Source organism: Burkholderia sp. b14, from assembly GCF_900156195.1.
In the GTDB taxonomy this organism is placed as follows: Bacteria; Pseudomonadota; Gammaproteobacteria; order Burkholderiales; family Burkholderiaceae; genus Mycetohabitans.
Genome location: NZ_FTPJ01000003.1, coordinates 779,213 through 800,868 on the forward strand (window position 1 = coordinate 779,213; position 21,656 = coordinate 800,868).

Genomic DNA, 21,656 nt, shown 5'->3' on the forward strand with positions numbered 1-21,656 from the left:
GGTCGATCATGCCAGACGCACCGAACGCCCCGAAATCCAAACGCGCAGCTTACCGCTATGCATCGGGCGGCTGGGGCTCGCTGAAGGCAGTCGCCGAAATGCTTACGAAGGAAAAAGTCGCGCTCAAGGATAGCGGCCTGCTGATCCATCAGAACAAGCCCGATGGCTACATGTGCGTGGGCTGCGCATGGGCAAAGCCAGCGCGGCCGCACTTGGCCGAGTTTTGTGAAAATGGGGCGAAAGCCACCGCGTGGGATATCACGAAAAAGCGCGTGACGCCGGACTTTTTTGACGTTCACACGATAAGCGAGCTGGCCACCTGGCATGACCGCGATTTGGAGGCAGCGGGTCGCCTCACCGCGCCGCTGCGCTACGATCGCGCGCAGGACAAGTACGTCGAAGTGAGCTGGCAGCACGCGTTCAATGAAATCGGCCGCGAATTGCGCGCGCTAGATCCCGCGCGGGTGGTGTTCTACACGTCAGGGCGCGCGTCGCTCGAAACAGCTTACATGCTGCAACTATTCGCGCGTCTTTTCGGCACCAACAATCTGCCGGACAGCTCCAACATGTGTCATGAAAGCAGCAGCGTCGGCCTGAAGGAAGCCATCGGCGTGGGCGTCGGCACCATCACGCTCGAGGACTTTGAAAAGACCGATTTGATGTTCTTCTTCGGACAAAACGTCGGGACCAACAGCCCGCGTATGCTGCATCCGCTGCAGCACGCGCGCAAACGCGGCGTGCCGATCATCACGTTCAACCCACTGCGCGAACCGGGACTGATCCGCTTCGCCAATCCGCAGTCGCCCGTGCAGATGCTCACGCCGGCCAGCACGCCAATCAGCACGCAGTACCATCAGGTCAGAAACGGTGGTGACAGCGCCGCGATCATCGGCATCTGCAAGGCCGTGATCGACGCCGATGATTGGGCACGGCAAAATGGTGCACCGCGGGCGATCGATGTGTCATTTATCGAACAGCATACGACCGGCTACGACGCGTTCGCCGATTACCTGCGCAACACAGCATGGACCGACATTGAGACGGCCAGCGGGTTAACGCGTGACGCGTTGCAGGCAGCGGCCGCCGAGTACATGAAGGCCAACGCGGTGATCGCCCACTACGGAATGGGCCTCACACAACACCGGCTGGGTGTGCAAAACGTGCGTCTGCTATGCAATTTGTTGTTCCTGCGTGGCAACATCGGCAAGCCGGGCGCGGGGCCCTCGCCGGTGCGTGGACACTCGAATGTGCAGGGGCAGCGCACGGTCGGCATCACCGAGAAGCCAGAGCTAGCACCGCTGGACCGGCTCGCCGAGCAGTTCTCGTTTGAGCCACCTCGCGAAAAAGGGCTGAACACCGTCGAAACATTCGAAGCCATGCTCGCCGGCAAAATCGACGCAGTGCTGAACCTCGGCGGCAACCTAATCCGCTCCGTCCCAGACCGCTCGCGCATCGAGCCGGCCTGGCGCAAACTGCGGCTCACTGTCAACGTCGCCACCAAATTGAACCGCTCCCACCTATTGCCGGGCGAGATGTCCTATGTACTGCCCTGCCTGAGCCGCATCGAAATCGATCGACAGGCAAGCGGCGAACAAGCCGTGTCGATAGAGGACAGCACTGCGTGCATTCATGGCTCCCGTGGCTATGCGCAGCCGGCCAGCGACAAGCTGCGCTCGGAGCCTTACATCGTCGCCGGGATAGCGAAGGCCACGCTGGACCCGCGTGCGGGGCCCGACTGGGACGCGTGGCGCGACAACTATGCGCTGGTGCGCAGCGATATCGCCAAAACTTATCCGGACATGTTCGAGGACTTCGAGCGGCGCATGGGGCAACCAGGTGGGTTCCCGCGCCCGCTGCCGGCACGCGAGCGGCGCTTTGCCACGGCATCGAGCAAGGCCGAATTCCTCGTGCCCGCAGCGCTCGGCGAGGACCTGGACATGCTGCAGCGCGAGCCGGATGCGCTGCGGCTCATGACACTGCGCAGCGACAATCAGTTCAACACGACGATTTACGCTCATGACGACCGCTTCCGCGGCATCCAGGACTCACGAATGGTCATCCTAATGAACCCGGAGGACATCCGCCGTCGCAGCCTGCACGAGAACGACATGATTACGCTGCAAACCATCGCGGGCGATGGCGTCGAGCGGCGCCTTAGCGGTCTGCGCGTGCACGCCTACGATGTGCCACTCGGCTGCATTGCCGGATACTATCCCGAGTGCAATGTATTGCTGCCGCTGTGGCATCATGCCGAGCACAGCAAGGTGCCGGCCGCGAAGTCGATTCCGGTCAAGATACTGCGCGACGACGGCCACCGCGACATCAATCCATCGGACGACGGCGCGTCGTCTCCTGCATAGCTGGCCGGCAGCAGGGAAACCCGCTCCCTGTTTACACGCGCGCAATGAAAGTGCCGCGCATGGTCAACAACGCCGGTTCAAGCGCCAAACGGGACGACATCGAGATCATCGAAACGGCTCTCGCCGCGCGAGATCGAATCATGCCGCATGGTCGCGCGCGACAGGGTGGACTTCCCATAGCCGGATTCGCCGACGAGGCCAACGGATTCATCTTGTCCAATGGCAAAGGCTACCCCATCGACTGCATGCCAGGACCATGCCGGCGACGGTGCTACTTCGCGCGTTGCGTCATCTCAGACACGGATGACGACATCAACGCAGCAAATAACAGCGTTAGTCTGCTGGCCGTTCACGCCCGGCGGAAGGCGAGTCCTATCTCCGCGTCATTCCGACTCAGTTCTGGCCCGAGACAAGGGCGGGATAATGATGCTTTGCGTCGTCACAATCGAACGCTCGGAGAAAACGCATGGCTAAGGTATTTCCGCTGCACCCGCTGCATCCGGAGCGGATCTGCTGGGGCTGTGACCACTACTGTCCAGCCAGCGACATGCGCTGCGGCAACGGGCAGAGCCGCACCCAGCATCCGGCCGAATTGCTCGGGGACAACTGGTACGACCACGGTGACTGGGGTTTTGAGGTCAGCCCGGGCGACAAATGCGTCAGGCCCAACAGCGCCAGCGTCGCCCAGTCATCGCGGCCAGTTTCTTGAAAGCACCCTATTTATTAGGGACCCTTATTGGTAATTATTGAAATCCTTACTGGCGGTTAGGGAAAATCTTTTGCTATTGACACTAAGATCAGAGATTCATTCCATGAGAAAGCCCGCATTCGCGAGCTTTCTCATGACGATTGACTCTAGAAACCCACCTTGAAATAAGAGTCCTCGCCTCGTACCTCATGAAAATAATTCATGTTGCCCTGGCACCGCCCATATTCCTTTGGGGCATAGAGCGAGCCGGCCCGCCCATCGGAGCCATAAGGGGGTGAAAAGAGTATTTCAGCCAGGGGAATGCTCGCGCAGGAGCTTACTTTTGCATAGTATTCAATAAATCCGCCTTGGCTAAAAAACAGTGAACCCCATGTCGCTGGTACTTTATAGGCGCCAAGCACGACTTGCTGATGCGTTACAGAGTCGGTAATGCTGCCTCGCCATACGCGTGGGTCAGCTGAATCCCGAGTAATGGTGAGAAGATACTTCCGGCCATGAACCAACTCGTGTTCGGCCGAGCAACTAACGCCTGCTCCGCCATCTGCGCCACCTGTGCAACGAGCGGTATCGACGACTTCTGTTCCACTGCCGAACACCGAGAAAGCCGCAAGCGACTTTCCACCCGGACGCGGGCGCACACCCATGTAACCGACGCTGCCGCCCGAAAAACCATACTGCTGGGCAAAGTAGTAGCCAGCCGCATCGGGAGCACGGATCACGGTGATGGGGAAGGTGATTTGGGTGATCGGCGGGGTAGTAGGAATGTGGTAAGAGAGCGATGCCATTCCACCCGGTGTCACAGGCGGGGGAAACATAGCGAATTGCCACTGTCTCATAGAGGTGTAATCACTGGACCCGCCTTGCGCATCGCACGCGCCAATCTGTATCTCTGCGTTGCTGCCGGCATAGACACGGGCACAATTATGGCTTGGCTGCACGCTTTCCTTGTAGAGATTTTTTGCGAGTCGAAAGGTACCGCCTTCCAATTTCCACTGCTTTGTCGATAATGGAGCAGATGTATCACCGTTACAGCTTCCCACAATCAGGTCTGTCGACTGTGGCAGAGCTTGTAGGCAGCTGCCAGCCCCCAAATCGTTGCGATACTTATTTTGGATTAAATAAGTGCCATCTTCCTGTTCCACGAGCCGCCATTGCCTCATGGAAGTGTAATCACTTGGTCCTCCCTGAGCCTCGCAGACGCCGATCCGCACGGATGTGCTGTTCTCGAATGTGCGCATGCAACTGGCCTGCTTTGCCTCTTGTTTGTACTTGCTTTCTATTAGCCCATAGGCGGATTCCCTTGTCTCAAAGGCCGATACGCATGTTACGCAACCTAAAGTAGCAGCAAACGTCATTGTTACGATGGTTACTCGACGCATAATGCTTATCCTTTCAAGTTTTAAAGTGGAGAAGTTAATTTTTATTTTTATAATTCTTAATTAAGAACTCAACATAGACGGCCGGCCACAGTGTGTCAAGAAGTAGCACGCTTGTTTAGGCAATCGCCTGAGGCCTTCAAACGCAGTATCTGGGTACCACACTGCCAGCTGGCTTGTGAATATGTATGGCCTTGCGTAATCCTTTGGAATCACAATTCTCCTTCATTTTACGCTCGCACTGTAAATTCCACATATCGCAAATTGCACTTTATTGCGTCGGCTCTTACAAGACGGGCACTTCATCGTTTAATTACACGCTTACTGCGATAATCAGCGGCTACTGCAATGCATCCGTTCACTTTCAAAGTACCTATTGTGCGATCACTCACACCATGTCTAAGCATGATGCGTAGCCACCGTGCGCCGCTTCGTTGAATAAGGCTATTTTGACTATAGACGCCCGGTACGACAAACGCAAGCTTGTCATCTTTGATTGAACCGACAAATTTTAAAAATCAGTACCTGTTCCCCCTACATTAAACCTCATTCGCACGTTTGATGATCGCATGAACACAGTGTTTATTTACACCTCTCACGCAAAATCATACTGTCTTACCCTGGATGAAACCGGTCTCGTTTGCAAAAAAACACGGCGGGGACAGCACCGCCTTACAGCTGCCCGACGTTCAAGTGTGCCACCATTTGCAGCTTCGCTCCGCCTAAGATCATTTAGGTAGAATGCGCTTATGCACAGCCAAGTCGCCGTTGAACGACTCATTCTTCGCGTTATCGGTTAGCTTGCCGAGGTGGGAAAATCGATACTTGACGCCGTTCTCATACGCCCACTTGTCGAGCCCTTGGAGATGAATTCGCTGCCATTGTCTGCCTTGACAAAGCCCAAGCCCCTATACTTCACCGCCAGTTGTAAAACGTCGCATCGCTGGTACCCATCTTGCGGCACACCTCAGCTACCAGCGTGCCCAGCGCTGCCTGTTTCAACGCAAATGCAATCTGCGCGTGGTGCACGGCATGCTAACCAACACGCTGCAGGACAAGCTGCTCGCCAATCAACGGCCACTGCTGTGGGATGTGCTGCTTTTCGTGGTACCTGTCGTGTCCACGACCCTCGCCTCGTTCGATTGCCTGTTCATTGGCATGGGCCAGGACAGTCTCGGATGGCTGCTAATCGACGAAGCGGGACAGGCCACCCCGCAATCGGCCGCTGGTGCGATCGGGCGCAGCCGTCGTGCGGTCATCGTCGGTGATCCGTTGCAAGTTGAACCGATCTTCACCGTGCCGTTGCACGTCACGGAAGCGTTGCGTCACCGCCATCAGGTCGATCCAGCCTGGTCGCCCGCTGACGAGTCGGTGCAAACGCTCGCCGACCGCATCACGCCGTTCGGCTCCTAGATTAGCACGGCGGCCCAATACACCGACGGCAAGACGCGCACCTGGACCGGCATGCCGTTGCGCACGCATCGGCGCTGTAACGATCCAATGTTCTCGGTCGCCAACCGTATCGCGTACGCCGGCCAGATGGTGCAGGGGCGTGTCGATGACGCGGGACAGCCGCTGTCCACGCCTTTTTCTTGTGTCCTCGGCGACAGCGCCTGGTTCGACGTGGCCTCCACACGCGTGCACCATCCGGTGTCGGACGACGAGCTGGACGTGCTGCGCCAGTGCCTGACCACGTTGCGGCGATCTTGTGCGACGTGGTAAATTCGACGGCATCGAGGTCGGCACCGTCCACACATTTCAAGGCAAGGAAGCCGCCATCGTCTTCCTCGTACTGGGCACGGCGCCCGGCCAGCAAGGCGCGCGCGCCCGCGCGTGGGCAACCAATACGCCGAACCTGTTCAACGTCGCTATTACCCGCGCCAAATGCCGTTTGTACGTGATCGGCGACGCACAACAGTGGGGTGGTCTGGATTATGTTAGTGAGCTGTACGCCGCGCTGACCGTCGTGCGCGTGCCGTCCAGCATGCAACCGTGCGGGCCGGCGAAAGATACGCCTTTTCTCTTCGACGCGCAGTGCACACATCAAATACCAGCGCGATAGCCACAAAAAGATTACGCAACGACAAACTATCCTCGACGATCATTCCCTCGCCTTTTCGCCGAGCATCCGAAAGATCATCTACACGACGGATGCAATTGAGTCGCTGCATATGCAACTGCACAAGATCATCAAGGCGCGCGACTACTTCCCGCTCAACGAAGCCGCGCTTAAGTTGACATGGCAACGTAGGTTTCCCTTGAGTCGGCGGCGGCAACGCGAGAGGTACAGGTCAACCGCCGACCTTGATCTATCTGTACGTCAACTTCCGATCAGTTTGCGCCCGTAAGATTAGAATTTGTCGTAAAATTCACTCATGAAGCGAATTCCTCGACATCAACTAATCAAACGCCTGCAGACTAACCTGCCCCGCGGAGCGCCGTTCGACGTCGCCACACTGAACCGGCTTGGTGTGTCGTCCCAGCTCGCCGCCCGCTACGTGAGCAGCGGTTGGCTGGTCCGGCTGGCATCGGGCGTATATGCCTTTCCCAACGATGATTTCAATCTCCACGCCACGCTCCGGTTCCTGCAGCAGCGCGTCCCCGGTCTGCACGTCGGCGGCAAAACCGCCCTTGCCTGGCAGGGCGTGCGGCACCAGGTCGGCCGGCGCGAGCCCTTGGTGCTGTGGGGCGATACGCGCTTTGCGCTGCCGTCTTGGTTCACCAGCCGCTTTCCCGCGCGCTATATGTATGCCCGATTGTTCAACTGGCCCGATTCCCCCTTCGCCACCCAGACACTTATCGCACCACCCGATGTCCCGGCTGGTGTTCAGGTCGCGGTCCCCGAACGCGCCGTACTTGAACTCCTGTACGACGTCGGCGTCCGTGAAGGATTGGACGACGCCCATGCGGTCTTCGAAGGCCTGCGCAGCCCACGCAAGAAATTGCTCGGTCAGTTGCTCGCCTGCTGTACCAGCGTGAAAACCGTTCGCCTGTGCCTAACCTGGGCGCGCGAGACCAACCTGCTCGATGTCGATGCACTGCTCGCGCAATTCTCGCTTCCCACCGGTAGCGGCCGGCGCTGGATAAGCCAGCTTCCCGATAGCACACTCCTCGTACTGAGACCGCATGGATAAATTCTTCGCCGACACCGTCCGGTTACTGCTGCGCATCGCGCCGGATGTCTTTGCCAACGATCTCTTCGCGATGAAGGGTGGCACGGCCATCAACCTGTTTGTGCAGAATATGCCGCGTCTGTCGGTCGACATCGACGTCGTCTATATACCCCGGCAGACACCGCGTGAGGAAGCGCTCTCCACCATTCAACAGGAACTGGCTGCCGTCGAACAACGGCTGACTCCGCAAGGAGTACGCACCCGCCTCATCGGCAGTAAGGGTCTCAGCGATACCAAGCTTCTTGTCGAAGATGAAACCAGTCAGGTCAAAATTGAAGTCAATACCGTCTTTCGCGGCACGGCCCTGCCCATCGAACGGCGCGCGTTGTGTGCGCGAACGACGGAACAATTCACTGCGGAACTGGAACTTCCCGTGCTCGCGCTCGACGAACTCTATGGCGGCAAACTCGTGGCGGCCCTCGATCGCCAGCACCCGCGCGATCTGTTCGACGTCTGGCAGCTTTATCAATCGGGCCGACTGACGCATGGCATGATCGAGTGCTTCGTCGTGTATCTCGCCGGCCATAATCGCCCCATCCACGAGGTGCTGTTTGGCCGCGACAAGAATATTACGCGGGACTACGACAGCAGCTTTGTCGGCATGACCGAAGTGCCTTGCAGTCTGGACACGCTGCTCAATACCCGCCAGCGATTACGGCAGGAACTGCCAGCGCACCTGACTCTCGCGCATCGACACTTCCTGCTCGGCCTGGCGCGTGGCACGCCGGACTGGTCACTCCTCGCCATTCCCCACGCTGCCGAGCTGCCGGCACTACGCTGGAAGCTCGCGAACCTTGAGACCTTCCGCCAAAGACGCCCGGCGGTTTTCGCGAAGCATATCGAGGAACTCGAAACGGCCTTCGCTCGCTACTGAGCCGGACTTGAACAATCCGCCCGGCTCATGCAGCAACGCTATGAAGCTGAAACGGTATTGTGGAATTGCAAGAGGCAGCATATTAGCGTGACTTTCCTGCAAATTTCGACGAGGGTTAAATGGATCCGAAGACGCCGATGCCAAAGGGAGATTTTTTCCGCCAGCCGCTACGCGAGCAGATTACACTGACCATGGCTTAGGTAGTGGTCAACAGCCACCTTCTTCTGTTCGAGCAAGTACTTCGGCCTCGAACGCACATAACCCGATCGCAAATCATGACATTGTTCGTATTCTCGATGCCAGGATTTGAGCGAGTTCTTTGTCGGATACCTCAGCTGACCAATGGTAGCTGCGATGCGCTTTCCTAGTTTTACGTAGCACCGAACCGCTCGAATGAGCTCTTCATACGAGTACATGAACTACCTCCAAGTAGTCCAAGTTTTCTTTCGCGCCTCTCTCTCAAAAAGCCATTTTTGACCAACAGTTAATAGACTATTTCTGGAATGACCCACAGTACATTAGGATTACTATAGTCGAGCAGCGCTTGACGAGTTTCCTCACTAAATCGAGTGCGATCGACAAAAGCTCTGATTTCAATCTTTGCGTCCTCCAAATGCTGGAGAGGCAAAGAGGACATCACCTGCTTCATCTCTTTGAGCACGCTCTGTACATCCGTCTCATCGCCGCTTTCGAGCAGGCGCAGCGCACGCTGCCATAGCTGCTTTGACAGCGTTTCGTTCAAGCCTTTCGTGCTTTTGAGCAGTCCGAGCGCCACCGAGGCACGTTGCTTGGGCAGCACGCGGTGAAAAACGGGGTCAAGTAGCGAAAGCTCGTGCGCGTATTGAGCCGTCGGCAGTGTCGTCAACCCGAACGGTAGGCAACGTAGCGCGCTGTCTAGTTGGTGATCCGGCAGTGCCAGTATCAAGTGCCGCAGATTGGCATAGTGCATGGGCCGGTGTGCGTCCGGCAGCAACCGTATCGAATGGGCCAATGCGCCGATTGGTGCACCCTGATAGGATGGCGGTAAGCGCCGCACCCATGCCAGCAACGTTTCGTAATACTGGACAGTCTTTGCGCTTCTACCACTGCCATGGCGGAAAACGCGGGGCAACAGTATCGCCAGTTCCGCGATCAAGTCCGCTTGTTCGGCTGTGCACAACGCGGGGAGCCGGCCCCAAAAAGCCTGATATTCGCCCTCGTACCACAACTGTGACGCGTCGTTGTCCAAATATCCGAGCAGCGATGCAACCGCAGCCCACGTGCTGCCCTGCTCAGCGCTACGGCGCTCGGCTTGAGCATATACAAACTTGTATAGCCCATAGACAAACTCGTACACATTGCATCGCGGCTGTGAGCGTGAAAATTGATGTATGGCCCGGATCATGTCATTTTGTATCTGCAAGCCTTGCTTGGGCACACGACCTGCGGCCTCAAAAACTTGTTCGAACGCTGCTTGCTGCTGCTCCCAGCGCATGGCCCTTATTGCGGGCCACAGGGCCTTGAGCGGTTCAGCGCGCAGCGCCGGCTCGACGCGGATACGCTCGATCTCGGTGAGCAGCTGTTGCATCGACGCGTGATCGAGCACGTTCATCCCCGGATCATCCCTGCTCTCTAACGGAGAGAGCGGTACGTTGCGAGCAGCCTTGGCACGTTGCCAGCAACGCCGGCTCAGCCACCTTTCCCGTAGCACGTGGTACGTTTGCTTGTCCACGGTCGACAAGTTGCCGATGTCGTCGAATGGGACATGGTCAGCCACTTGTTGAAGGACTTCTGGCGGCAGATCGTGGTACGTTGTCGGACGGCTTGTTCGGCCTGTTGCTAAGCCATCCGTCAAGCTATTCGTTGCGCTGGCCAACAAGCCTGTCGTCGGGTGTTGCGGCATGCGCGCGCGCTCAGCCGCTGCCAACTTTGGGACATGAGGCGGCGCAGCCGCGGCAGGATGGCCGGCTTGGCGACTCTCCATAGCATAGAGGGCCACTTGAGCACTGTGCGATGCGGCGTTCGGATCAAAGTCCATGGCAAGCTCGATAAGGGATAAGGCATGAGGCACGCGCAACGCGAAGCGATGCTGCACAGCAGGCTAGCCCAAAGCGGTTGGATCAGCGCAGTGGCGAACAAAAATGATGAGATTAATGGCGGATCATGCCATTGGTTACCTGACATCTGAGCCATTCGCCCGAGCACTGAAGGAGCTCAGCGGTTTTTAACCTCGGACGCTCACTGCGGTCTGGATTAAAACCGGAGGTAGGTCAGGCAAGCGCCCCGAAGATAAGGGCACCGACCACGCTCCAGACCTACCCGCAGCCTTGCTAATCGATTTTCCAACCTTAGAACTTTGGCCTGTTTCTCCGCCGCCACGAGGTCCGCCCCACAGTGCTCGCAGGGATCGCCACCGAAGCCGTCGATTAGGTTTGGGGGAATGCTGCGGCACAGATAGTAAACGCCGCCGCGCCGCGTCAGGTGTGTTGCCACCCGACTCTCCACTAGCTCACGTGTAACACGCACGTAATTTGCGTAGCAATCGGAACAGGCGACAAATAAAGAAAACCCCGGTTCTCCGTGAAGAACCGGGGTTTCCACCGCCCTATACCGAAGTACTGGCGGAGACGGAGGGATTCGAACCCTCGATCCAGGTTTTGGCCCAGATGCTCCCTTAGCAGGGGAGTGCCTTCGACCTCTCGGCCACGTCTCCCGAAACTTCGCTCGCGTAGGGAGTCCACGCGACGAAGGCAAGATCATAGCGGCTCTACGCGATCACGTCAATTCATAAGACGCTACAACGGGCGCGCCACGATCGGCAGCCGCCAATGCGACAGCCACCGCTCAATCCGCCTGGTCGAGTTCGAACGCTTTATGAAGCGCGCGCACGGCAAGCTCCATGTACTTTTCGTCGATCAACACCGAGATCTTGATTTCGGACGTCGAGATCATCTGGATGTTGATGCCCTCCTCTGACAACGTGCGGAACATCTTGCTAGCGACGCCCACGTGCGAGCGCATGCCGACGCCGACGACCGATACCTTCGACACCTTTGGATCGCCCAGCACCGTCTGCACATTCCCATGTCCGTCGGACTGGTTGAGGATGTCCATCGCGCGCTGGTAGTCGCCACGGCCAACGGTGAACGTGAAGTCGGTCTTACCGTCCACGCTGGTGTTCTGGATGATCATATCAACGTCGATGTTGGCGTCGGCGACCGGCCCGAGGATCTGGTAGGCAATGCCTGGCTTGTCGGGCACGCCCATGACTGCAATGCGCGCTTCGTCACGCTGAAAGGCGATACCGGAGATAACGGCTTGTTCCATTTTCTCGTCTTCTTCAAAGGTAATCAGGGTGCCCGAACGCATTTCGTCGTCCAGCGGCATCAGCGGATCAGTCAGGCTCGACAACACGCGCGTCTTGACCCGGTATTTGCCAGCAAATTCGACCGATCGAATCTGCAGCACTTTGGAGCCGAGGCTGGCCATCTCCAGCATCTCCTCGAACGTGACCCGATCAAGCCGGCGTGCCTCTTCGACAACGCGCGGGTCGGTCGTGTACACGCCGTCTACGTCAGTGTAGATCAAGCATTCGTCGGCGCGCATCGCGGCCGCGATCGCGACTGCCGACGTATCGGAGCCCCCCCGACCCAACGTGGTGATGTGGCCGTCAGGATCCACGCCCTGAAAACCCGTGATGACGACGACCTTGCCGGCATCCAGGTCGGCCAGCACGCGTTTATCATCAATCTCGCTAATGCGAGCCTTCGTGAACGCGCTATCGGTCTTGACCGCAACCTGCCAGCCTGCATAGCTGACCGCGTTGACGCCTTCTTCCTGCAGTGCAATCGACAACAGGCCAACGCTGACCTGCTCGCCCGTCGAAGCGATCATGTCGAGTTCACGCGGACTAGGCTGCGCCGACATTTCCTTCGCAAGCGCGAGCAAGCGGTTGGTTTCACCGGACATCGCGGACGGCACGACGACCAACCGGTGACCCGCCTTGTGCCACTTCGCGACGCGCCTCGCGACATTCCTGATGCGCTCGACCGAGCCCATCGAGGTGCCGCCGTATTTATGGACGATGAGTGCCATTGTCGTTATGAGCTAGAGGGGAAACCACGCCGGCGCGCACGCGGGGTCGTTCGACAAAAAGGGACACAAACGAGAAGCGGCGCCGTCAGCGCGTGCACGCCTGCCCAATCGAGAAAAATCGGGGAAAGCCAGACGAGCAAACCGGTAACCCTACCGTATGCCGGTGCACTTGACAAGCGAAAATGCGTGCCACGCCGCCGCGCGCCCGCGGCCGGGGATCATGCAAGCAATATGTCCGGGCGCCATTCGATCCGCACCCGACCTCTGCCCGCGACGTTGGGATCGACGCCCAGCCCAGGCACCCATAGCAACATGTCGCCGACGAACAACAACGGGACATCGCGTCGCCAGGCCGGCACCGCCGCCTCTTGGAAAAGGTTCTTCAACGTGCGAAGCGGGCCACCGGCGCGCAAGCGCATGCGCTCGCCGCCGCGCCGGCCGCGCACCGTGAGCGGCGCGCATTCGAGGACGCTGCGCTGCACCCCCTGCTCATCATCGGCATCACACAGCACGAAAACAATCGCCCCTCGCCACGCCGGCAGCCGCCAGACCGCCTGGCCCGACCATCGCAACTCGGCGCTCGGCGGCATCGCGTCATGGCTGGCCGCCCCGTCATCCTGGCGTTCCCACCAGACTCGGTTGCGATACAAGCGCAAGCAATGTTCGTTGTGCTCGATCCGCAGCGCTGCGTCGTCACCAGCCTCACGCAATTGGCGCAGTATTTCATCGACGCGCGCTGCGGATGCCGTCGCCAGCCCCGCCTTGCGCATCCAGAAGCGCAACAGATTGACCGCGCGCTCGTCACTGAGTTCAACCAGCGCACGCCGCGATAACGTTGGACCCACGGGCACCGATGCATCGGATCGCTTCAAGGTCACGACGGCAGCACGCCGGCTGGCAAACGTGCATGCACGCAGATCGATCATGGCCAAATCTTCGAGCAGACGCTGCGCGGCGGCGGCATGCCGGGCCGTTCGCGCTAGCGCGTCGCGATACCCGGGAAAATGGACGGCCAGCGTCGGCGTCACATGTCGCCGCACCGCATTGCGCGCATACCGAGGGTCTGCATTGGATTCATCCTCGATCCAGCGCAGTGCATGCTGACGCGCATACGCGTCGAGAGAAGCCCGCAGTACCGACAATAAAGGCCGCACGTGGACGAGCCCGTTCGGCAGCACGCGATGCAACGGCATCGCGGCGAGTCCGGGCAGCCCCGCACCACGCAGTAATTGCAGCAGCACGGTCTCGGCTTGGTCGTCCGCGTGATGGCCGAGCCACAGCATGCGCACGCGATGGGCCGCGCACATCTGTTCGAGCGCTGCATAGCGGGCGTCACGCGCCAGCGCTTCGACGCTGTGCTGTGGCGTGCGCGCGATCGCAACAGCGCGGCAATCGAAAACGACGCCGAGCCGGCACGCCACGTCGGCGCAATGGCTGCGCCAGGCATCGGCATGAGGACTGAGCCCGTGATGAACGTGCAACGCGACACACCGGCACGCGCCGAGCACGCGAGTCGCCGCATGCAGGAGCACCGTGGAGTCGAGGCCCCCACTGAAAGCGATCGCAACGGACTCATCGCCATGCAGCGCGGCGACCTGTGCTGCCACCGCACCGAGAACCAGACGCTCGACCGATGATTCGTCCGCAGTCGTCATCCGCTTACCCGTATGGATGTCACCCGGCGCGTGCCGCGTTACGCTGTTAGTTGCCGAACGGGCCGACCTTGTATTTACCGTAGTTCATCAGCCGTTCGAAGCGGCGGGCACACAGATCATTTGAACTCATGCCCTGGAATTGTCGCAGCGAGTCAGCCAGCGCGCGACGCAGCATCGCGGCCATGCCTTTTGGATCCCGATGTGCACCGCCCAGCGGCTCGTTGACGATCTTGTCGATCAGGCCGAGCGCCTTGAGCCGGTGCGCGGTCAAGCCCAGCGCCTCCGCTGCCTCGGGTGCCTTCGCCGCACTCTTCCATAGGATCGACGCACACCCTTCCGGCGAAATCACCGAATAGGTCGAGAACTGCAACATCAACACGCTGTCGGCGACGGCAATGGCCAATGCGCCGCCGGAGCCGCCCTCGCCAATGATCGTCGCGATCGTCGGCACTTTCAACTCGGCCATCACATAGAGATTGCGACCGATGGCCTCGGACTGACCTCGTTCCTCGGCGCCCACGCCCGGATACGCACCCGGCGTGTCGATGAACGTGAAAATCGGCAAGTTAAATTTCTCAGCCACCCGCATCAGCCGCTCAGCCTTGCGATAGCCTTCCGGACGCGACATACCGAAGTTGCGCAACGCGCGCTCCTTCGTGTCGCGTCCCTTCTGCTGACCAATCACCATGCACGGATGACCATTGAAGCGCGCCAGGCCACCGATGATCGACAGATCATCGGCAAATGACCGGTCACCGTGCAATTCGTGGAAATCCGTGAACAACTCGTTCACATAGTCGAGTGTATAGGGGCGCTGCGGATGCCGCGCGATCTGTGACACCTGCCAAGGCGACAGGTGCGCATACAGGTCCTTCGTCAGTTGCTGACTTTTCTTGGACAGCCGCTCGATCTCTTCCGAAATATCGACGGCCGAATCATCCTGCACGAAGCGCAATTCTTCGATCTTTACTTCGAGCTCCGCGATCGGCTGCTCGAAATCCAGAAAGGTGGTCTTCATTTGTTCGAATCCTTGAACTATCCGGCAGCGCGTATTCTAACCGCGTGTCGCCTTACCGGAACCGGCTCTGAACTATCGCATCGGCGTTCTGATAGTTACCGATGCGATGCTGGCAGCGGACATTGCGTCACCATGTCCAACCTGCACCCGATGGCGCGGGCTAAGCCTGCGCGCTCAGCGGTTCCAGACTGCGCCACATGTACCACGTCGCGACAGTACGCCACGGCTCCCAATTCGCCGCGACCTCCCTGGCTTCACTGCGCGTGACCGGCTCGCCGCTGAAATAATTGACACTGATCGCACGGATCAGCCCGAGGTCATCCAGCGGCAGCACGTTCGGGCGCATCAGGTTGAAAATTAGAAACATTTCGGCGGTCCAGCGACCAATTCCGCGTATCTGCGTAAGCTCGCCAATGACCGCCTCGTCATCCATCGACGCCCATGATGCGATATGCAGCGCACCGGACGTAAAATGCTGCGCAAGGTCCAGGATGTACTCCGACTTGCGCTTGGACAATCCGCACTCGAGCAATCGCGGCTGCCCAAGCTTCACGATGCGCGCCGGCGCAATCGACGGGCATGCGGCCGCGAGCCGCGCCCATATCGCCTGCGCAGCGCTGACCGAGATCTGCTGCCCCACGATGGAACGGGCAAGCGTCATAAACGGATCGCCGCGCACCATCAAGTGAACGGGCCCGAACTGCGGAATCAACTTTTTCAGGATACGATCGCGACGAACCAGGTCTGCGCACGCACGGTCCCAATATTCGGGTCGAGACGCGGCGGACATCCGCTCCTGCAATGCGGCCGGCACCGATGCCTCGGACGCCGGTGCGGCAGCTTTGCGCGCCAGCCCAACGTCTGACTCCGGCGAACGCGCCTGGCGCACTGGCTCAGCCCCCGACACCGACGCGCGCGCGCTGCGTGCCGGCTCCACGTTCGAGGCTGCACGAGGCGCGCGTCGTGGCGCGGCGTCTTCGTCAAGCCCATTGGTGTGCGTCACACGCGTACGGGCCGTGCCGCGCTTTGCCGCCGCTGTCGTCGCCTCCGGCGGCGCCTTCGCCTCAGTGCTGCGCGCCGCCTTCTTGGCCGTTGCCATCTCGCCTCCTGACTGCGGACTCATGCCAACGCCGCCGCGCTTCACACGCGTCGCCATTCGGTCTTTCCACCCGGTTTGTCTTCGAGCACGACACCGGCATCGAGCAATGCCGCTCGGATCCGGTCTGCTTCGGCATAGTTCTTCGCGCGCTTGGCCTGCGCGCGGGCTTCGATTTGTTCGTCGATCTGCGCAGCATCGAGCAGCGCAAGCCCCTGCGCAGCGGGCGCGCTTGCCTGTAGATATTCGCGCGGATCGCGCCCGAGCATGCCCAGTACGCCGGCCAATCCCTTGAGCTGGCGCGCCAACGCGGGATCGCCAGTACGGTTCAAGTCCGTGACCAGGTCGAACAACGTTGCGAACGCAACCGGTGTGTTGAAATCGTCGTTCATCGCGGCGCGGAATGCCGCCGCATGACGCTCGCTCCAGTCCAGCGCATGACCGTCCGGCGTGACATCCTTGAGCGCAGTATAAAGCCGCGTGAGCGCCGCGCGCGCGTCATCCAGGTGCGGATCACTATAATTCAGCGGCGAGCGATAATGCGCGCGCAGAATCAGCATTCGGATCACTTCGCCGTCATAGCGCTGCAACACGTCACGCAGCGTGAAGAAGTTGCCAAGTGATTTGGACATCTTCTCATTGTCAACGTTGACGAACCCGTTGTGCAACCAGTAGTTGACGAAAGGCTGGCCAGTCGCGCCCTCGCTCTGCGCGATCTCATTCTCATGGTGAGGAAATTGCAGGTCCTGGCCGCCGCCGTGGATGTCGAACCGCTCGCCGAGCAACGCGCAACTCATGGCCGAGCACTCAATGTGCCAGCCCGGTCGCCCGCGCCCCCATTTCGAATCCCAGCCGGTGTCGGGCGGCTCGCCGTCCTTTGAGCGCTTCCACAGCACAAAATCGAGCGGATCCTCCTTGGCGTCGTTCTGCGCCACGCGCTCACCCGCGCGCAGATCCTCGAGCGACTTGCCGGACAACTGGCCGTATGCGGCAAACTTGCGCACCGCATAATTGACGTCGCCATCACGGCCCTGGTACGCATAGCCGTTGCGCTCAAGCGCGTCGATCATGCCCAGCATCTGCGCAATGAATTGCGTGGCGCGCGGCTCATGGTCCGGGCGTTGGATGTTCAACGCCGCCTCGTCCTCGTGCATTGCCTCAATGAAGCGCTCGGTCAGCGCGCGAATCGGCTCGCCGTTGTCCACCGCGCGACGAATGATTTTGTCGTCGATGTCGGTGATATTGCGCACATACGTGACACGATAGCCAAGCGTGCGCAGCCAGCGCTGGATCATGTCGAACACGACCATCAGCCGACCATGACCGACGTGGCAATAGTCATAGACGGTCATACCGCATACGTACATGCGTACTTCGCCATCGTGCAAGGGAACGAAGGTCTCTTTGTTGCGACTGAGCGTGTTATATAGACGGAGCTGATCCATAGAAAAACGTTGCGTGCGCCGAGCGCTGTCAAACGCAGCCGGCCGCGACACTCACGCGATACGCCACCCGCTTCGCGCGAGGGTGTCGCACGGCCACACGGCCGCCGACGTGATCCGTTCGGGGAGACGACTGGGTCGGATGCGGCCACGAGTGGCGCGAAGACCGTTGACTGTTCTTCTTTTCGGGAACAGCCGGACGTTTGTTAGAATGGGCTGAAGTATAACACCGTGAAAAGAGCCTATGAACATGACCCGCGGTCGCATCGCGCTTGCGGCAATGAGCTTCTTGGTCGCCGCCGGCACAGCGCAAGCGCAGGTTTCGCCCGCCGTCGCCGACGGCACGCCCGAAATCGACGCCGCGATCGCGCAGCACGACTGGGCCGGCGCGCTCACGCGGCTCGACGCGCGCGTGCGCTCGCACCCGCGCGATGCGCAGGCGCGCTTCAAGCGCGCTAATGTGCTCGCGCAATTGGGCCGCGACGACGACGCGATAACCGCGTACACGGCGCTCACGCAAACCTATCCAGAACTGCCCGAGCCGTACAATAACTTGGCCGCGCTGTATGCGAAGCGCGGCAAGTTGGATGAAGCCCGCGTGGCGCTCGAGACGGCGCTGCGCGCCAGTCCAGGCTATGCGCTCGCGCAAGCCAACTTGGGCGACCTCTACCTGCGGCTGGCGGCGGAGTCGTTCAAGCGCGCCAGCGCGCTCGATTCACGTGACGCGTATTCGGCGCGGCGCAGCCGGCAGCTCACGCAACTGATGAGCCCGCTGGCGCGCGCCGATGCACGGCCTAGCGCCACCGATGCACCGCATGGCGCCACCGACGCACAACCCGGCGGCGCCGGCGCACCGCAGGGCGACGGCGAGGCACCGGCCGGCCGCGCGGTGGCGGTGCCGACCACACCGCCACCGCAGAACGCGACGCCGAACTTCCCGACAATCGTCCCGGGCACCAGCGCGGCGCCTGCGCTCGCCCCCTATATGGCGCCGCAGACGACACAACCTTGATCCGTCCGCCCCGGCCCGCGCCGTCGCGGGCGTGTTGCGCTGCACGCGGCGCACGAGGTATTTTTTCAACCGATGCCCTTAACACAGGAGCCGAAACATGAAACTGCTGCTGTCCACCCTGCTTGGCACGGCGTTCATCGCGTCAGCGCCGGTGCATGCCCAATCCAATGCCGGAACTCGCCAGGCGGGCGCAAGCCATCCGAATGTGCTGTTCAACACGTCGATGGGCGAGGTTCGCGTCGAACTGTATCCGGAGAAAGCGCCACGCACAGTCGATAATTTCATCCAGTATGTGGCATCAGGCCAATACAACAACACGATCTTTCATCGCGTCATTCGCGGCTTCATGATTCAAGGCGGCGGTTTCACACCGGAGATGAAGCAAAAGCCCACACGGGCGCCGATCCCACTGGAAAGCCGCAACGGGCTGAAGAATACGGCCGGTTCGATCGCGATGGCACGCACCAGTGATCCGAACTCGGCAAGCGCTCAATTCTTCATCAATACGGTGGACAATCCGAATCTCGATTACCCGAATCCTGACGGCCACGGCTATGCAGTATTCGGCAAAGTCATCGCTGGCTTGGACGTCGTCAAGAAGATTGAGGCGACGCCCACCACCCTGCGCGGCAGCTTTTCAGACGTGCCGCAAAAGCCCATCGTGATCCAATCGGCCACGGTGGTGTCCAAGTAAGAACGCCGTTGCAGCGCAACCGAGCGTAACCCTCATTCAACCGACACGGACAAGGAACGAACATGGTCGAACTACACACGAATTACGGCGTCATCAAGCTGGAATTGAACGCCGAAAAGGCGCCCAAGACGGTCGATAACTTCTTGAACTATGTGAAGAAGGGCCACTATGACAACACGGTGTTTCACCGCGTGATCAACGGCTTCATGATCCAGGGGGGCGGGTTCGAACCCGGCATGAAGCAAAAGCCAACCGATGCGCCGATCGACAACGAGGCGAACAACGGACTGAAGAACGAGGTCGGCACGATTGCGATGGCCCGCACCAACGATCCGCATTCGGCGAGCGCCCAGTTCTTCATCAACGTCAACGACAACGACTTCTTAAATCACAGCGCGCCGACGCCGCAAGGCTGGGGCTACACCGTGTTCGGCAAGGTGGTCGAAGGCATGGACGTGGTCAACAAAATCAAGGCGGTGCGCACCGGCAGTAGCGGCTTTCACCAGGACGTGCCGCTGGAAGACGTCGTGATCGAGAAGGCCGTCGTCGTCTGAGACCGGAACGCGCGCGTTGAGCCCCGCTGATAACGGCGCCGCGTCGCGCGCGCTGCTGCTGATCTCCGACCTGCATCTGAGCGAGGCGCTGCCGCGCACCGTCGATGCGTTCGCGCATTTCATCCGCGTCACCGCGCGCGACGCCGATTCGGTATTCATTCTCGGCGACCTGTTCGAGTATTGGATCGGCGACGAGATGCTCGCGTCGCCGTTTTCACGACATATTGCCGAGCTGATGCATACGCTGTCCGAACACGGCATCGCGTTGTACGTGATGCCTGGCAACCGCGATTTCTTGCTCGGCCGCCGCTTCATGGCGGCTGCGGGCGCCATGCCGCTGCCCGATCCATTCGTCATCACTGCCTTTGGCGAGCGCATCGTACTCACGCATGGCGACGCGCTGTGCACGGCCGATGTCGGCTACCAACGATTTCGCCGCGTCGCGCGCACTGCACTCGCGCAAAGCCTATTTCTTGCGCTGCCGTTGCGCTGGCGTGAAAGGGTCGGCGAGAGCATGCGACGCAAGAGCCTCGCCCGACCGGCACAACCGTCGCCGCGATATGACGCGACACCCGACGCGCTCGCGCGTCTGTTCGCCGCGACCCATACCCGCACGATGATCCATGGCCACACGCATTTACCCGCTTGCCATCACCAACATGGCACCACACGCTGGGTGCTGCCAGACTGGGAGCTGGACCACGGTGCACCGCGCGGCGGCTACCTGAAAATCGACGCAGACGGCATCCACGCACTACCGCTCGATGTCTGCGGCGGCCCAACGCGGGCTACTTGTTCTGAATAACCTCGCCGAGCTTACGTAGGTCTGCGATGCTAGACTGGCAGCCGTCGAGTTGTTCCAGACGCGCGCCCAGGCGCTCGAGCGCTGCCACCAACTCGTCAATCCGACCCGACTGCTGCGCGGCATGATCGATCAGTCCGTGAATGACTAGCGACATCGGATCATGGGCGTTCGGCGTCAGGCCATACGCAGCAAAAGGCTGTTTCAGCGGCATGCCTTCATGCTTGCCGCTCACCCCGTTGATTGGCGTGGCGCCGGGCGATGGCACGTTGGGCACAATCACGCGCGCCGGATTGCCGACGACGGTCGCCCCAGCGGGCACCGGCTTCACCACCACGGCATTGGAGCCGATCTTCGCGCCCTCGCCGACCGTGAAACCACCGAGCACTTGCGCGTTCGCACCGACGATCACGCCGGCTTGCAGCGTCGGATGCCGCTTGGCGCCGCGCGACAACGACGTGCCCCCCAGCGTGACGCCTTGATAAATCGTGCAATCGTCCCCCACTTCGGCCGTTTCGCCAATCACCACGCCCATCCCATGATCGATAAAGACCCGACGGCCGATGGTCGCGCCCGGATGAATCTCGATCCCGGTAAAAAACCGCCCCAGGTGCGACACGAAGCGCCCGAGCCAGCGCCACCCCGCCCGCCAGCAACGGTGCGCGAGCCGGTGGAACATCAGCGCGTGCAACCCAGGGTAACAGGTCAGGACCTCCCACGTGCCGCGTGCAGCTGGGTCCTTCTGGCGGATGGCAACAATGTCTTCGCAAAGTCTGTCAAACATGGCGACTCACAGCACATAGGCGGGTCATTGTAT

General features: G+C 60.1%; 19 protein-coding genes, 1 tRNA gene and 5 pseudogenes. 12 read left to right on the forward strand and 13 right to left on the reverse strand.

The window, feature by feature from the left end:
* Positions 1 to 8 precede the first annotated feature (8 nt).
* Positions 9 to 2,360, forward strand: a complete 2,352-nt coding sequence (locus B0B13_RS07875; protein WP_076795527.1) for an FdhF/YdeP family oxidoreductase — start codon at positions 9 to 11, stop codon at positions 2,358 to 2,360.
* A gap of 77 nt (positions 2,361 to 2,437) precedes the next feature.
* On the opposite strand, the pseudogene B0B13_RS17160 reads toward B0B13_RS07875, so the two are convergent.
* Positions 2,438 to 2,587 (reverse strand): annotated as a pseudogene (locus B0B13_RS17160) (ATP-binding cassette domain-containing protein); the annotation flags it as partial.
* 239 nt (positions 2,588 to 2,826) lie between these two features.
* On the opposite strand from B0B13_RS17160, the gene B0B13_RS07885 reads away from it, so the two are divergent.
* The gene (locus B0B13_RS07885) at positions 2,827 to 3,069 is read left to right on the forward strand and encodes a DUF3079 domain-containing protein (RefSeq protein WP_076795530.1); all 243 of its coding nucleotides are present in this window, start codon (positions 2,827 to 2,829) and stop codon (positions 3,067 to 3,069) included.
* Between the two features lie 146 nt (positions 3,070 to 3,215).
* Here the strand turns inward: B0B13_RS07885 and B0B13_RS17880 are convergent, their stop codons facing one another.
* The 3 genes and pseudogenes from B0B13_RS17880 to B0B13_RS18390 form a co-directional block, all read right to left on the reverse strand.
* Entirely contained in the window at positions 3,216 to 4,307 is a 1,092-nt protein-coding gene (locus B0B13_RS17880) for an RICIN domain-containing protein (RefSeq protein WP_170872411.1), read from the reverse strand.
* An 896-nt stretch (positions 4,308 to 5,203) separates the two neighbouring features.
* Positions 5,204 to 5,340, reverse strand: a pseudogene (locus B0B13_RS18730) (IS3 family transposase); the annotation flags it as partial.
* A 23-nt stretch (positions 5,341 to 5,363) separates the two neighbouring features.
* Positions 5,364 to 5,474: pseudogene (locus B0B13_RS18390) on the reverse strand (transposase); the annotation flags it as partial.
* Positions 5,475 to 5,477: 3 nt separating this feature from the next.
* Between B0B13_RS18390 and B0B13_RS20015 the strand changes: the two are divergent.
* From B0B13_RS20015 to B0B13_RS07915, 6 genes and pseudogenes are all read left to right on the forward strand, one after another.
* Complete coding sequence (locus tag B0B13_RS20015) at positions 5,478 to 5,858, forward strand: AAA domain-containing protein (protein WP_237573915.1); 381 nt, start codon at positions 5,478 to 5,480, stop codon at positions 5,856 to 5,858.
* Between the two features lie 87 nt (positions 5,859 to 5,945).
* On the forward strand, positions 5,946 to 6,167 hold the full coding sequence (locus B0B13_RS20020) for a hypothetical protein (RefSeq protein ID WP_237573916.1): 222 nt from the start codon (positions 5,946 to 5,948) through the stop codon (positions 6,165 to 6,167).
* Complete coding sequence (locus B0B13_RS20025) at positions 6,154 to 6,507, forward strand: AAA domain-containing protein (RefSeq protein ID WP_237573917.1); 354 nt, start codon at positions 6,154 to 6,156, stop codon at positions 6,505 to 6,507. Before B0B13_RS20020 ends, B0B13_RS20025 begins: the two co-directional genes overlap by 14 nt.
* A gap of 49 nt (positions 6,508 to 6,556) precedes the next feature.
* Positions 6,557 to 6,688, forward strand: a pseudogene (locus B0B13_RS17890) (IS256 family transposase); the annotation flags it as partial.
* 132 nt (positions 6,689 to 6,820) lie between these two features.
* Positions 6,821 to 7,579, forward strand: coding sequence for a type IV toxin-antitoxin system AbiEi family antitoxin domain-containing protein (locus tag B0B13_RS07910; RefSeq protein WP_076795535.1), 759 nt, complete (start codon positions 6,821 to 6,823; stop codon positions 7,577 to 7,579).
* Positions 7,572 to 8,492 (forward strand): nucleotidyl transferase AbiEii/AbiGii toxin family protein, encoded by a 921-nt coding sequence (locus B0B13_RS07915; RefSeq protein ID WP_076795537.1) that lies wholly within the window; start codon positions 7,572 to 7,574, stop codon positions 8,490 to 8,492. Before B0B13_RS07910 ends, B0B13_RS07915 begins: the two co-directional genes overlap by 8 nt.
* Before the next feature lie 182 nt (positions 8,493 to 8,674).
* On the opposite strand, the pseudogene B0B13_RS07920 reads toward B0B13_RS07915, so the two are convergent.
* From B0B13_RS07920 to cysS, 8 genes and pseudogenes are all read right to left on the reverse strand, one after another.
* Positions 8,675 to 8,908 (reverse strand): annotated as a pseudogene (locus B0B13_RS07920) (IS3 family transposase); the annotation flags it as partial.
* A gap of 68 nt (positions 8,909 to 8,976) precedes the next feature.
* A complete protein-coding gene (locus B0B13_RS07925; protein WP_076795540.1) occupies positions 8,977 to 10,509 on the reverse strand; it encodes an F-box protein in 1,533 nt (510 codons plus the stop codon).
* Positions 10,510 to 11,090: 581 nt separating this feature from the next.
* A tRNA-Ser gene (locus B0B13_RS07930) sits at positions 11,091 to 11,184 on the reverse strand.
* Between the two features lie 131 nt (positions 11,185 to 11,315).
* Positions 11,316 to 12,566, reverse strand: coding sequence for an aspartate kinase (locus B0B13_RS07935; RefSeq protein ID WP_076795542.1), 1,251 nt, complete (start codon positions 12,564 to 12,566; stop codon positions 11,316 to 11,318).
* 218 nt (positions 12,567 to 12,784) lie between these two features.
* Positions 12,785 to 14,221, reverse strand: coding sequence for a tRNA lysidine(34) synthetase TilS (gene tilS / locus B0B13_RS07940; RefSeq protein WP_076795545.1), 1,437 nt, complete (start codon positions 14,219 to 14,221; stop codon positions 12,785 to 12,787).
* A 46-nt stretch (positions 14,222 to 14,267) separates the two neighbouring features.
* Positions 14,268 to 15,239 (reverse strand): acetyl-CoA carboxylase carboxyltransferase subunit alpha, encoded by a 972-nt coding sequence (locus B0B13_RS07945; protein ID WP_076795547.1) that lies wholly within the window; start codon positions 15,237 to 15,239, stop codon positions 14,268 to 14,270.
* A 160-nt stretch (positions 15,240 to 15,399) separates the two neighbouring features.
* A complete protein-coding gene (locus B0B13_RS07950) occupies positions 15,400 to 16,338 on the reverse strand; it encodes a DNA-3-methyladenine glycosylase family protein (RefSeq protein ID WP_076797220.1) in 939 nt (312 codons plus the stop codon).
* A gap of 41 nt (positions 16,339 to 16,379) precedes the next feature.
* Positions 16,380 to 17,780, reverse strand: coding sequence for a cysteine--tRNA ligase (gene cysS / locus B0B13_RS07955; protein WP_076795550.1), 1,401 nt, complete (start codon positions 17,778 to 17,780; stop codon positions 16,380 to 16,382).
* Between the two features lie 241 nt (positions 17,781 to 18,021).
* Between cysS and B0B13_RS07960 the strand changes: the two genes are divergently transcribed.
* The 4 genes from B0B13_RS07960 to B0B13_RS07975 all read left to right on the forward strand — a co-directional run bounded on the left by B0B13_RS07960 (position 18,022) and on the right by B0B13_RS07975 (position 20,842).
* A complete protein-coding gene (locus tag B0B13_RS07960) occupies positions 18,022 to 18,789 on the forward strand; it encodes a tetratricopeptide repeat protein (protein WP_422393160.1) in 768 nt (255 codons plus the stop codon).
* A gap of 97 nt (positions 18,790 to 18,886) precedes the next feature.
* A complete protein-coding gene (locus tag B0B13_RS07965; RefSeq protein WP_076795552.1) occupies positions 18,887 to 19,483 on the forward strand; it encodes a peptidylprolyl isomerase in 597 nt (198 codons plus the stop codon).
* Positions 19,484 to 19,545: 62 nt separating this feature from the next.
* Positions 19,546 to 20,037, forward strand: coding sequence for a peptidylprolyl isomerase (locus B0B13_RS07970; RefSeq protein ID WP_076786763.1), 492 nt, complete (start codon positions 19,546 to 19,548; stop codon positions 20,035 to 20,037).
* A 16-nt stretch (positions 20,038 to 20,053) separates the two neighbouring features.
* Positions 20,054 to 20,842 carry a UDP-2,3-diacylglucosamine diphosphatase gene (locus B0B13_RS07975; RefSeq protein ID WP_076795555.1) on the forward strand — a complete coding sequence of 263 codons (789 nt, stop codon included), beginning with the start codon at positions 20,054 to 20,056 and terminating at the stop codon, positions 20,840 to 20,842.
* Here B0B13_RS07975 and cysE read toward each other — a convergent pair.
* Complete coding sequence (gene cysE, locus B0B13_RS07980; RefSeq protein WP_076795557.1) at positions 20,826 to 21,623, reverse strand: serine O-acetyltransferase; 798 nt, start codon at positions 21,621 to 21,623, stop codon at positions 20,826 to 20,828. The two genes, B0B13_RS07975 and cysE, sit on opposite strands and share 17 nt — an antisense overlap.
* Positions 21,624 to 21,656 lie beyond the last annotated feature (33 nt).